Genomic DNA, 12288 nt, shown 5'->3' with positions numbered 1-12288 from the left:
GTCGCGGCGGAGACGGTCGGGAGCATCGGTGACGTTGGTCCCTGCATCCGGTGGCTTGCGACCGGCGCGCGGAGTGGGCCGCTGGGGGTTGGCTCTTCTTGTCCGGAACGACAGGAGTGACCGCGATGGAGAAGACAGCCACTGCGTCCGTCCGCCGGTCCGGCGAGTGGACGCTCGCCGAAGCGGAGGTGCTGGGCCGTTCAGTCCTGCGCGCGCCCTCGGTGCACAACACGCAGCCTTGGCGGGTCGAGCTGACCGACGGCGCGATCCTGCTGCGCGAGCGCACCGATGTCACGTTGCCGCACCACGATCCCCGCCGCCGTGATCTGGCGATCTCCTGCGGGACGGCGCTGGCGAATCTGGAGCTGGCGGTGCGGGTCCTCGGCCGCCGGGCCGAGGTGACCGTGCTGCCGTGCCCGGAGCAGCCGGACGTCGTCGCCCGGGTCGACGCGGCGGAGCCGTTGCCGCCGACCGACCAGGACCTGCAGCGCTACGGGGCGATCATGGTGCGGCGCAGCCACCGCGGCGCGTTCACCGGCCTGCCGGTCGGCACCGCGCAGACCGCGCGGGTTCTCCGGGCCGCGGTGACGACCGGGGTCGAGGCGACCCGGATGGGCGAAATGGATCGGCTGGCGAAGCTCTTCGAGCACGCCGCCCGGGCCCTCCAGGACGACGGACCCTACCAACGCGAACTTGAGCTCTGGACGATGCGGGACGAGGCCGCGCACCGGCACGGAGCGGGAATCCGGTTCTCCGCCCTGCCGCCCGGTGAAGTGCCGTGGGCGGGACTGGTGCGCCGGACGACAGTCGTGCCCGACCCGGTCGTGCTGCGGGAACGGCTGGAGGCCGAAACGGTGCTGCTGTTCACGACGGCCGGCGACGCGCGCATCGACCACATCCGCGCCGGCTACGCGTTGGAGCGCAGCTGGCTCGAAGGAGTCACCCTCGGATTGGCCGGTGCGGTGCTGACACAGCCGCTGCGAGTGCCCGAGGTGCGCTCGGCGCTGTGCGAGGACTGTCAGCTCGCCGGGTTCCCGCAAGCGCTGCTGCGGCTGGGGCGTTCGACCAGGGTGACGCCGTCGAGCCTGCGTCGCGGTGTCGCCGAGGTGCTCGGCGAGAGGTGGCGGGAGCGGTGATGGACACCAGCCCGATCCTGGTCGGCGTCGATGGAAGCGAACACGCCGCGGCAGCCGCACGATGGGCGGCGCGCGAGGCGGTCTTGCGCCACGTTCCGCTGACCGTGCTGGTGGCGTTCGGCCTCGCGGACAGCGGCTTCGCGGGCGGACGGTATCCGCCCGCGGAGTGGCTGGAGGCGAAAGAGATCGCAGCGGAGGAGGTGCTGCAAGCCGTCCGGGAGGATCTCGAGCAGGCCGAGCCGCGCGTCCGGATCGCCGTCGAGACGAGCCCGGCGGGCCCCGAGGTCGCGCTGCGGGAATCCTCGGCGAAAGCGCGGCTGCTGGTGCTGGGCGCACCGACCGGCACGCTGTCCGGGCTTCTCGCGGGATCCCCGGACATCGACCTCGCCGCGCACGCGCACTGTCCGGTGGTGGTGGTCCGGGGCACGGTCCACACCGAAGGCCCGGTTGTCGTCGGCGTCGACGGAAGCCCGCTCAGCGACGCGGCGATCGCCTGCGCTTTCGAGGAAGCCGCGGTCCACGGAGTGCCGCTGGTCGCTCTGCACGCCTGGCTCGACGCCGACCGCACCCGGCTGTTCGGCGACCGCGATTTCCCGTTCGAGGCGAGGGAAGCCGAGCACCGGCTGCTGGCGCAACGACTGTCCGGCTACGGCTCGCTGTACCCGGACGTGCGCGTCGAGCAGGTCGTCGAACAGGACCGGCCGCGCGACCGGTTGCTCGAGTGGAGCGCGCGGGCCTCGCTGGTGGTGCTGGGCAGCCGCGGCCGGGGCGGGTTCACCGGCATGGTGCTCGGCTCGACGAGCCACGCACTGCTGCACCACGCCGGATGTCCGGTGCTGGTCGTCCGGACGGGTGCCCACGCCGCGGACGACTGGTGAACGCGGTCCCCGAGACGGAGCGCCGTTGGCGAGAACCCGGCGGAAATTGGCTCTCCGGCCGGTTACCCACGCGGGCCCGCCGCTCTAGCGTCGGACTGTGCTCATCGTTTCCGCCGTTCTCATCGGCATTGCCTACACGCTGCTCAACTCCTTCCTCGCCGAGCCGCACCGCCGCAGTTTCAACGCGATCATGGTCGCGGGCGCCGGAGCCGCATACCTGAGCAGCGGCGCTTTCGGCCCCGTGGAACTGATCTTCACGGCCGCGGTGACGTACTGCGCCTATCGCGGCCTGAAATCCTGGGCGTTCGTCGGGCTCGCCTGGCTCCTGCACACGGCCCTTGATGTGCTGCACCACCTCAAGGGCGCGCCGATTCTCCCGTTCGCGCACACTTCGTCGCTGGGCTGCGCGATCTGCGACCCGGTGATCGCCATCTGGTGCTTTACCGGAGGAATGTCGGTAAAGGACGTTCGCGCGAAACTGGTCTCCGTACGGGCCTGACCTCGCTTCTGTCACCGAGGACATTGGTCCTTCGCGCCGATGACTCCGGACCGGCGTGCCGGGGCGGTCCCCCTGTCTATTTTCGAGGCAGCACAGGGAACACGCGGACCTCACGGAGGAACGATGAAGACGATCACGACACCGGTTTCCGAGGTGATGACGGCCCGCCCGCTCTGTGTGCGGGCCGAGACTCCGGTGAAAGAAATCGCCGCGATGCTGGCCAGGGAAGGGATCAGCGCGGTCGCGGTCGTCGACCACGCCGGGTCCCTCGTCGGCGTGGTGTCCGAAAAGGACTTGCTGCCGATGGTGCGGGGCGGCCAGTTCCGGTGGCGGCGCCGCGGGGAAGCCCGGAAAGCCGAGGGGCGGAGCGCGCGCGAGGTGATGACGGCTCCGGTCGTCACGATCGCCGCGGACGACACGGTGTCCGCGGCGGCGGCCAAGCTGGAGAAAACCGGGCTGCGGCGATTGTTCGTCGTGCGGGACGGCCGCCCGGCGGGAGTCGTCGCCCGGCGCGACGTACTGCGCGCGCTGACCCGTCCGGACCCCGAGATCGAACGCGACGTCGTGACCGGCATCCTGTACGAGACGCTGCACCTCGGCCCGGACCGGGCGCGCGCCATGGTGCACGCCGGAGTGGTCACCGTCGCCGGCCGCGTGGAGCGGCGCAGCGAGATCGCTCCGGTCACCCGGCTGATCGAAGCCGTCCCGGGCGTGGTCGCGGTCTGCAACGGCCTCGACTACGTCTGGGACGACGTCGCCTGACGCGAGTGGCCGCGAAACGCGGGAGGGCCCGGCTGCCCGGGCGGTCTACGAGGCGGAGCTGGCCCGCCTCCAGATCGAACTGGTGAAACTGCGGGAATGGGTGCGCCACGAGGGAGCCCGGCTCGTCGTGGTGTTCGAGGTATGCGGCGGGCAAGGGGAGCGCGATCAAGCGCTTCACCGAGCACCTCGGCCCGCGCGTGGTGCGGATCGCCGCGCTGCCCGGCCCACTGACCGGGAGACCACGCAGTGATACTTCCAGCGGTACGTCGCGCAGCTGCCCGCGGCGGGGGAGATCGTGCAAGTACTGGTTCTCCGCGAGCCGGGACGAACAGGAACGCCGCTTCCGCACACGGATCGAGGATCCGCTCCGCCGCTGGAAACTGTCCACAGTGGATCCCGAATCGGTGTCGAGATGGGACGGCTACTCGCGCGCCAAGGACGACATGTTTGTGCACACGGACACCCCGGATTCCCCGTGGTACGTGGTGGACGGCGACGAGCAACGGCGCGGCAGGCTCAACATGATCGCGCACCTGCTGTCCAGTGTGCCGTACCGGGAGGTCCCGCCTCCGCCGGTGAAGCTGCCGCCCCGCCCCCGCGGTTCCGGCTACGCGCGGACCGACCGGCGTTTGCTGCGCGCGGTGCCCGGCCACGCGGCGGCCCTGCGGACACAACATCCCGCTTTCGTCCCCGGGGGAAGGGACTTCGGGCTCTGACCCGCACCGGCCTCGGCGAGCGACGGTGGAAGGGGCCGCCGGAACCGGCGGCGGAACGGGAGGCGAGCGGTGACCGCGAACAAGCCCGGCGACGTGGTGCTGGTCGGGATCGACGAATCGGAGACCTCGCTGGCTCCGGTCCGCTGGGCGGCCGAGGAAGCGAAGCGGCGGGACTGCCGGCTGGAGCTGTTCCGCGCCGGGATCGGCGAGCCAGCCGACGTTTCCGGGGAAGGCTCGGAGCGGAAGGCGCATGAGCTGTTCGGACGCACGCACCGCTGGCTGAGCTGGGCCGCGCGGGTGGCCGAGGACACGGCTCCGGGGGTGCGGACCCAACTGGTCGCGAGCGTCGGATTCGCGGCCGATCTGCTCATCGAACTCTCCCGGTCGGTGTCGTTGGTCGTGCTCGGTTCGCACGGGCTCGGCGGGCTGCGCGGCGCGGCGATCGGTTCGGTCGCCTCGCGGGTCGCGGCGAGCGCGTCCTGTCCGGTGGTGGTCGTGCGCGGGCGCACGGTCGCGGACGGTGCGGTCGTGGTCGGCGTGGACGGTGACGAGCGCGTGCTGGAGTTCGCCTTCGACGCGGCGGCGACCGGGCAGACGCGCTTGGTCGCGGTGCGCGCGTGGCATGGGGCGCTGCCCGACGAGCCCGGGTGTCCCGAGGCGGAGGATCGCGCGCTGCGCGAGCGGATTGCCGTATGGGCGGAGAAATACCCGGCGGTCGAGGTCCGCACGCTGGCGGTGCGGGAGCGTTCGGCCGCGCGGGCGCTGATGGCGGTCGAGGACGCGCGACTGGTCGTGATCGGCAGTCGCGGCCGCGGCCCGCTCGCGGGAGGGCTGCTCGGGTCGACCGGGAACCGGTTGCTCGCGCACTCGGAGTGCCCGGTCGCGGTCGTGCACTGAGCCGCCAGTCCGACGAGAAGCGAGGAGAATGCCGTGCGAGCACGGGACATCATGACCCGGCCGGTGGTCCGGGTCGGACCGGGAACGTCGGTCCGCGAAGCGATCGCGCTGCTGACCGACAACTGTGTCGCGGCGCTGCCGGTGGTCGACGAGGGCAATCGGGTCGTCGGCCTCTTCACCGAGGCGGACGCGCTGGCCGGCGTCCTGACCGGCGAACCGGTAGCCCCGGATCTGCGAGTGGACGCCGTGATGACCAAATCGGTCGAGACGGTCGGCCTCGACGCCGACGGGAGCGACATCGCGGCGCGGATGCTCATCGACCGGTTGCGCAGCGTGCCCGTGGTCGACGAGGGCGGGCTGGCCGGGATCGTCAGCCGCCGCGATCTGCTGGCTCCGCTGGTCCGCCGCGACGACGCGATCGCGTCCCGGCTGCGCGCGCTGCTGAGCGATTACGGCGGGCATCAGCACCGGTGGGACGTGTCCGTCACCGGCGGGATGGTGAACGTCCGCGGCGCGTTCGCCGACGAAGCCGAACGCCGGCTCGTCTCCGCTCTCGCCCGGACCGTGGAAGGTGTGCTGGCAGTAGAGCTTTCCGCCGCGCGGTGAGTTCCGCGGGCATCCGGACCGAGGAGGAGAAATGCGCGCACAGCCCGGCGACTGGCTGGTGGTGAGGGGCGTCCGGCTGGATCTGCCGGAGAAGCGCGGCCGGATCGTCGCGACCGGGAAGCCGGACGGCAGCCCGCCGTTCACGGTGCGCTGGCTCGCCGACGACCGCGTCACGACGGTGTTCCCCGGATCGGACGCGATCGTGCTCACCGAGGCCGAGGTGTCCGAACAGGACCGGAGCGAACGCGACCGGTTCGACCGGTCGCGCGTGCTGCGGCGGGCCAGGAGAGGAGCGCGTGATGCCCGGACCTGACGAAAGAGTGGTGCTGGCCGGGATCGACGGTTCCGCGTCGGCGCGCAACGCCGCGGTGTGGGCGGCCCGGGAAGCACAGAACCGGAGCTCGCCGCTGCGGCTGGTGCAGGCGTACCTGATCCCGTCGCCGGGCCTTACCGATCTGTTCGTGGCCGACGTGCGCAGCGGGCTGGAGAGCCAAGCGAAGAGCTGGCTTGACGAGGCCGAAGCCGCAGTGCGGCAGCAGCGGCCCGCATTGCGGATCGAGCGAGTCGTCGCCGAAGGGAGCCCCGTCGCCGTGCTGCTGCGGGAAAGCCGCGGCGCCGAACTGGTGGTGCTGGGTTCGCGCGGGCTCGGCGGGTTCACCGGGCTGCTCGTCGGATCCACGGCGGTGGCGCTGGCGGCGCACGCGCTGTGCCCGGTCGTGGTCGTGCGCGGGCGGATGCCGGACGACGTCCCGCTCTCGGCCGGACCCGTCGTGGTCGGGCTGGACGGTGCGGCCGACAGCGACGAAGCGCTCGGGTTCGCCTGTGCCGAAGCGACCGCGCGGAAAACGTCGCTCGCGGTCGTGCACACCTGGAACGAACTGGGCCTGGACGGTTCCCCGCGGAGCATGGAGATCGTGCCGGACGAGATCGCGGCGGGCGAACGCTGCCGGATCGAGGGGCAGCTCGCGCTGTGGCGGGAGAAATATCCGGACCTGCTGATCGACGTGGAGATCGTGCGCGGACGGCCGGTGCGCACCCTGCTGGAGCACGGCGAGGACGCGCAGCTGGTCGTGGTCGGCAGCCGGGGCCGCGGCGGGTTCACCGGGATGCTTCTCGGCTCCACCAGCCAGGCCCTGCTCGCACACTCGACCTGCCCGGTGGCGGTCGTCCGGCCGAGGAGCCTGCCGTGACCACGGCGCGCGGCCGGGCCGCCCAACGGGTGCTCGCGACCTACGAGACGGTTTTCGCGGCGGGGGCACTGGCCGGCGGCATCTGCCTGATGGTCGGCGCGCCCGGGTTCCGGCTGCCGATCGCCGCCCTCGTGCCGCTTGGGCTGTCCAGCTGGGAGCTGCCCGGGCTGGCTCTTGTGATCGCGATCGGCGGCACGCTGAGCTGGGCCGCGCTGGCGGCGTGGCGCGGCGACCCGGGGGCGCACTGGTTCGGATACGCCGCGAGCGTCGTGCTCGCCGGCTGGCTCGCGATCCAGTTCGTCGTGCTGGGCTTCGGCGAGCCGGTGCAGTGGGTGACGCTCACCCTGGCCGTGCTGCTGGTCCTGCTGTGCAGGTTCGCGCAGCGGGCGGTGCCGTCATGACGCGCGCGGCGCGGCCGGTGACGTATTACGACACGACCGGCCTGCGGCTGCGGCGGAACGGAATGGCGATCAGCCGCGCGGGCAGCGCGTGGCAGCTCGATTTCGGCGACGGCCGGGGATGCCGCGTCGAGGCTCCAGGCGTGGAACAGGTGCCGCACGAGCTGTCGAAGCTGGTCCGCGCGTACAGCAGGGACCTGGATTTGGTGCCGATGCCAACGCAGCCCGGCGACGAACGGGGCGCTGGCGAGGAGCCCCGCACGGCCCGGCAGGTGGTGCTCGCTTATCTGGAGCGCCAAGTCGAAGCGCTCGCGCGCGCCGATCTCGCGGTGCGGCTGGAGGAACCCGAAAGCGTGCACGATCTTCGGGTGGCCGCCCGGCGGATCCGGGCCACGCTGGAGACTTTCGCGCCGGTGCTCGGCGGGCGGCTCGCCGGGAGATTCCGGTTGGCGTTGCGCTGGCTCGGCGCGAGTGTCGGACCGGCTAGAGACCCCGAGCTGCGACGTGCCCGGTTCGTCGCCGTGCTGGACCAGCTGCCGCCCGGTTCGGTTTCGGACGAGGTGCGCACCGGTGCCGAACAGGTTTTCGCCGCGCAGGCGGACGAAGCGGCCGCCGAGTGCGCGGTCGTCCTCGACTCGCCGCGGTACCTGCGACTGCTGAACGCGCTCGACGTGTTCCTGGTCGTGCTGCGCGAGCAAAGCGCTGGCGCACAAGGAAAACGCGCGCGTCGAGCGGCGGAGAAGGTGCTTCCGGGACTGGTCTGGACGGTGGTCGAGGAAACCGATTCCCAGGTCGGCGAGGGAACCGTGCACGCGGTGCGCACGAGCGTGAAGCGACTCCGGTACGCGGTCGAGGCGGCGGGCACGGCTTTGCCCGTCGATCGGTCCCAGGTGCTGAAGACCTTGCGGGGATTGCGAGAACTGCTCGGCGAGTACCAGGACGCCGTGGTCGCGCAGGGCAGGCTGCGCGCGCTCATCGAGGCCGGCGAGGGGACGCGGGCCCACACCCTGGTGCTGGAAGCCGAGATCCGCTGCGCCCAGCAGTGCGCCGAGGCGCTTCCCGCCGCATGGCGCGAGGCATACCGGCAGCTGGCTCCGCTGCGGCGCTGAGGACGTTGGTCCTTCGCACCGGTGACTCCGGACCGGCGTGCCGGACCGGTCCCGTTGCCTATTTTCGAGGCAGCACAAGGAAAGGACGGACCTGATGCGCGCACGCGATCTGATGTCCGCACCGGTGCGGACAGTCCACTCGTGGACGCCCGCGAAGGAAGCGGCCGAAATTCTCTCCGAGCACGGTTTCACGGCGCTGCCGGTGGTGGACGACGACGACCGGTTGATCGGCATCGTCACCGAGGCCGACCTGATCCGCGGCCGGATTCCGGCGGACGCGCGGTCGGAGTACCGCCGTCCGCACCACCCCGGCACGGCCGAAACGACCGTCGGTGCGGTGATGACCTCTCCGGCGACCGCGATGTCGTCCGGCACCGACGTCGCCGATCTGTGCCAGGCACTGGTGGACGCGCAGATCCGGGCGATGCCGATCGTCGACGGCAGCCGGGTGATCGGCATCGTCACGCGCGGCGACGTCGTGCGGGTGCTCGCCAGGGAGGACCACGCGATCGCCGCGGACGTCCGGCACCGCCTGGAGATCTACGGCGGAACGGGCCGCTGGGAGGTCGAGGTGCACGACGGGATCGTGCGGATCGCCGACCGCTACGCCGACGAAACCGATCGCCACGTCGCGACGCTGCTGGCCTTGGCGGTGCCCGGCGTGGTCGGAGCGGACACCGTGTCCGCGGAACAGGAGGTGGGGCGATGACTGACCGGATTCGCACGGTGCTCGTCGGGATCGACGGGTCGGAAGGCGCCGCGGCGGCGGTCCGCTGGGCCGCCGGGCTGGCGGTGGGGCGCGATCTCGAACTGGAGCTGGTGCATTGCCTGCAGCTGGCCGGGCTTGCCTACGGCGGCGGTCTCGCCGGCGGCACGGTGCTCTTCGAAGGCATCCAGCAGGACGGCGAACGCATCGCGGCCGAAGCGCGCGAGCTGGCGTTGTCCGTGGACCCCGCGCTCGAGGTCCGCAGCGAGGTGTTCACCGATTCGGCTCCGGCCCTGCTGATCGACCGCTCCAAGAAAGCCCGGATGGTCGTGCTCGGCCGCGCCGGGAGCGGTGGTTTCACCGGCATGCTCGTGGGCGCCACGACCTCGGCGGTGGTGAGTCACGCCGGTTGTCCGGTGGCGGTGGTCGGCGGGAAACACGGTGACGGCGCGGTGCCGCAGGACGGGCCGGTGGTCGTCGGTGTCGACGGCAGCCCGAACAGCGAGGCGGCGATCGCGGCGGCGTTCGAGGAGGCCAGCTTCCGGAAGGCCCCGCTGGTCGCCGTGCACGCCTGGGTCGACGTCGTCTACGACTCGACCGAGAGCTCGGCACGGCTCATGCCGCAGTGGGAAACCCTGCAGCCGACCGAGGAACGGCTGCTGGCACAGCGGCTCGCCGGCTGGCAGGAGAAATACCCCGACGTCGAAGTGCGGCGGAAGCTGGTCCGGGACCGGCCGCGGCACGTGCTGCTCGACGAGTCCGACCGGGCGCGGCTGCTGGTCGTCGGCAGCCGCGGGCGCGGCGGGTTCGCCGGGATGCTGCTGGGGTCGACCAGCCAGGCGCTGGTGCACCACTCGTCGTGCCCGGTGCTCGTCGTGCGGGAGCCGAAGCGGTGACGGCCACCGAGGTTACCGTCGCGACGCTCACCGACGAGGAATTGGCGCGCGTCGACGCCCAGTGGCGCGCCGCGAACTACCTCGCCGCGGGCCAGATCTACCTGATGGGCAATCCGCTGCTGCGGGAACCGCTGACCGCCGGGCAGGTCAAACCCCGGCTGCTCGGGCACTGGGGCACCTCACCCGGCCTGAACTTCGTCTACGCCCACCTCAACCGCGCGATCCTGGTCCACGACCTCGACGCGATGTTCGTGACCGGACCGGGGCACGGCGGCCCAGCGCTGCTCGCGAGCACCTGGCTGGAGGGCAGCTATTCGGAACTGTGGCCGGAGGTTTCGCGCGACGAGGAGGGGATGGACCGGCTGTTCCGGCAGTTCTCGTTCCCGGGCGGGGTGCCGAGCCACGTGTCCCCGCACGTGCCCGGCTCGATCCACGAGGGCGGCGAACTGGGCTACTCGCTCGCGCACGCGTTCGGCGCCGCGTTCGACAATCCGGGCCTGCTCGTCGCGTGCGTCGTCGGCGACGGCGAGGCGGAGACCGGTCCGCTGGCGGCGAGCTGGCAGGCGACCCGGTTCCTCGACCCGAGCCGCGACGGCGCGGTGCTGCCGATCCTGCACCTGAACGGCTACAAGATCGCGAATCCGACCGTGCTGTCCCGGATCCCGCCGTCCGAATTGGACTCGCTGCTGCGCGGCGCGGGCTGGGCCCCGGTGTACGTCGAGGGCGACGAGCCGGCGGCGATGCACCAGACGATGGCCGCCGCGCTGGACGCGGTGGTCGCCGATCTGGCCCTGCTCCGCCGCGACGGCGCGGGACCGTGGCCGATGATCGTGCTCCGGTCGCCGAAAGGCTGGACCGGACCGGCCACAGTGGACGGTCAGCAGGTCGAAGGGACCTGGCGGGCGCACCAGGTCCCGCTGACCCGGGTCCGGGAGAACCCGGCGCACCTGCGGCAGCTGGAAAGCTGGCTGCGGTCCTACCGGCCGGAAGAGCTGTTCGACGCCGCGGGCCGCCCGGCCGCGGCGGTCACCGCGCTGATCCCGTGCGGCTCGCGAAGAATGGGCGCGAACCCGCACGCGAACGGCGGAGTGCTGCTGCGCCCGCTCTCGCTGCCTCCGGTCGCCGAGCACGCGGTGGAGGTCGCTTCGGCAGGGGAGAGCCTCTCGGAACCGACCCGGGTGCTGGGCCGTTTCCTCCGGGAGGTGTTCCGCGGCAACGCCGAACGCGCGAACTTCCGGCTGTTCGGGCCGGACGAAACCGCGTCGAACCGGCTCGACGCGGTGTACGACGTGACCGCGAAGACGTGGGAGCTGCCCGCCGGCCCGCTGGACAACCGCCTCGCGCCGGACGGACGCGTGATGGAGGTGCTCTCGGAACACCTGTGCCAGGGCTGGCTGGAGGGCTACCTGCTGAGCGGCAGGCACGGGCTGTTCTCCTGCTATGAGGCGTTCGCGCACATCGTGGATTCGATGGTGAACCAGCACGTCAAATGGCTGCGGGTGCACCGCGAAATCCCGTGGCGGCGGCCGGTGGCGTCGCTGAACTACCTGCTGACCTCGCACGTCTGGCGACAGGACCACAACGGTTTCTCCCACCAGGACCCGGGTTTCGTGGACCACGTGGCGAACAAGGCCCCGGAGGTCGTGCGGGTGTACTTCCCGCCGGACACCAACACGCTCCTGGAAGTGGCCGCGCACTGCCTGCGCAGCCGGGACTACGTGAACGTGGTGGTCGCGGGCAAGAACGAGACTCCGGACTGGCTCGACCCGGAGGAAGCCGGGCTGCACTGCGCGCGCGGCCTGGGCATCTGGGAATGGGCGAGCACGCACGTGGACCGGGAACCGGACGTCGTACTGGCGTGCGCGGGCGACGCCCCGACGCTGGAAATCCTCGCCGCGGCGGCGATCCTGCGCGAGGAACTGCCGGAACTGGCGGTCCGGGTGGTGAACGTGGTCGACCTGATGCGGCTGCAACCGGAAGCCGAACACCCGCACGGACTGGGCGACCGGGAGTTCGACGCGCTGTTCACCCCGGACCGTCCGGTGATCTTCGCCTACCACGGATACCCGTGGCTGATCCACCGGCTGGCCTACCGCCGGACGAACCACGCCGGGCTCCATGTGCGCGGCTACACCGAACACGGCACCACGACGACGCCGTTCGACATGCTGGTGCGCAACCGGATGGACCGGTTCCAGCTGGTGATCGACGTGCTGGACCGGGTACCGGGACTGCTCGCGACGACCGCCCCGCTGCGGCAGCGGATGACGCGCACGCAGGAACGGCACCGGCACTGGATCACCGAGCACGGCGAGGATCTGCCGGAGGTGCGGGAATGGCGATGGTGGGGCCGGTGACCGCCGCTTCCGCGGCATCTCGGCTCCGGCGCGGCTGATACCGCCGGGTTCCCTGAGGCCGTTGGTCCCTCGAATTCGGGACTGGTTCCGCTACTCCGCGAGCCCGCGGGGAGAGACGCTCGGTTCAGTGCCCACCTT

The 12288-nt window shown here is 71.7% G+C and carries 14 protein-coding genes and 1 pseudogene; all 15 read left to right on the top strand.

Features of this window, described 5'->3' with window-relative positions; genetic code table 11:
- Positions 1-125: 125 nt before the first annotated feature.
- The 15 genes and pseudogenes from ACZ7SW_RS07780 to ACZ7SW_RS07710 all read left to right on the top strand — a co-directional run bounded on the left by ACZ7SW_RS07780 (position 126) and on the right by ACZ7SW_RS07710 (position 12150).
- Positions 126-1136: an Acg family FMN-binding oxidoreductase gene (locus ACZ7SW_RS07780; RefSeq protein WP_470229610.1), complete on the top strand. Its 1011-nt coding sequence runs from the start codon at positions 126-128 to the stop codon at positions 1134-1136.
- Positions 1136-2014, top strand: coding sequence for a universal stress protein (locus ACZ7SW_RS07775; protein ID WP_470229609.1), 879 nt, complete (start codon positions 1136-1138; stop codon positions 2012-2014). Before ACZ7SW_RS07780 ends, ACZ7SW_RS07775 begins: the two co-directional genes overlap by 1 nt.
- Before the next feature lie 97 nt (positions 2015-2111).
- Positions 2112-2513, top strand: coding sequence for a DUF6010 family protein (locus tag ACZ7SW_RS07770; RefSeq protein WP_470229608.1), 402 nt, complete (start codon positions 2112-2114; stop codon positions 2511-2513).
- 123 nt (positions 2514-2636) lie between these two features.
- Positions 2637-3275 carry a CBS domain-containing protein gene (locus tag ACZ7SW_RS07765; RefSeq protein WP_470229607.1) on the top strand — a complete coding sequence of 213 codons (639 nt, stop codon included), beginning with the start codon at positions 2637-2639 and terminating at the stop codon, positions 3273-3275.
- A gap of 82 nt (positions 3276-3357) precedes the next feature.
- Positions 3358-3442 (top strand): annotated as a pseudogene (locus ACZ7SW_RS07760) (hypothetical protein); the annotation flags it as partial.
- Between the two features lie 30 nt (positions 3443-3472).
- Positions 3473-3991 (top strand): polyphosphate kinase 2 family protein, encoded by a 519-nt coding sequence (locus ACZ7SW_RS07755; protein ID WP_470229923.1) that lies wholly within the window; start codon positions 3473-3475, stop codon positions 3989-3991.
- Positions 3992-4060: 69 nt separating this feature from the next.
- Complete coding sequence (locus tag ACZ7SW_RS07750; RefSeq protein WP_470229606.1) at positions 4061-4888, top strand: universal stress protein; 828 nt, start codon at positions 4061-4063, stop codon at positions 4886-4888.
- Between the two features lie 33 nt (positions 4889-4921).
- Complete coding sequence (locus ACZ7SW_RS07745; protein WP_470229605.1) at positions 4922-5494, top strand: CBS domain-containing protein; 573 nt, start codon at positions 4922-4924, stop codon at positions 5492-5494.
- A gap of 31 nt (positions 5495-5525) precedes the next feature.
- Positions 5526-5807 carry a DUF1918 domain-containing protein gene (locus tag ACZ7SW_RS07740; RefSeq protein WP_470229604.1) on the top strand — a complete coding sequence of 94 codons (282 nt, stop codon included), beginning with the start codon at positions 5526-5528 and terminating at the stop codon, positions 5805-5807.
- Entirely contained in the window at positions 5794-6684 is an 891-nt protein-coding gene (locus ACZ7SW_RS07735; RefSeq protein WP_470229603.1) for a universal stress protein, read from the top strand. The genes ACZ7SW_RS07740 and ACZ7SW_RS07735 overlap by 14 nt, the downstream gene beginning before the upstream one ends.
- Positions 6681-7085, top strand: coding sequence for a hypothetical protein (locus ACZ7SW_RS07730; RefSeq protein WP_470229602.1), 405 nt, complete (start codon positions 6681-6683; stop codon positions 7083-7085). Before ACZ7SW_RS07735 ends, ACZ7SW_RS07730 begins: the two co-directional genes overlap by 4 nt.
- Positions 7082-8191 carry a CHAD domain-containing protein gene (locus ACZ7SW_RS07725; RefSeq protein WP_470229601.1) on the top strand — a complete coding sequence of 370 codons (1110 nt, stop codon included), beginning with the start codon at positions 7082-7084 and terminating at the stop codon, positions 8189-8191. Before ACZ7SW_RS07730 ends, ACZ7SW_RS07725 begins: the two co-directional genes overlap by 4 nt.
- Positions 8192-8285: 94 nt before the next feature.
- A complete protein-coding gene (locus ACZ7SW_RS07720) occupies positions 8286-8900 on the top strand; it encodes a CBS domain-containing protein (RefSeq protein WP_470229600.1) in 615 nt (204 codons plus the stop codon).
- Positions 8897-9793 carry a universal stress protein gene (locus tag ACZ7SW_RS07715; RefSeq protein ID WP_470229599.1) on the top strand — a complete coding sequence of 299 codons (897 nt, stop codon included), beginning with the start codon at positions 8897-8899 and terminating at the stop codon, positions 9791-9793. Before ACZ7SW_RS07720 ends, ACZ7SW_RS07715 begins: the two co-directional genes overlap by 4 nt.
- On the top strand, positions 9790-12150 hold the full coding sequence (locus ACZ7SW_RS07710; protein WP_470229598.1) for a phosphoketolase family protein: 2361 nt from the start codon (positions 9790-9792) through the stop codon (positions 12148-12150). The genes ACZ7SW_RS07715 and ACZ7SW_RS07710 overlap by 4 nt, the downstream gene beginning before the upstream one ends.
- Positions 12151-12288: the final 138 nt, after the last annotated feature.

This window comes from Amycolatopsis sp. NPDC114484 (assembly GCF_055633755.1).
This window is presented reverse-complemented; position numbering and strand designations above follow the sequence as displayed.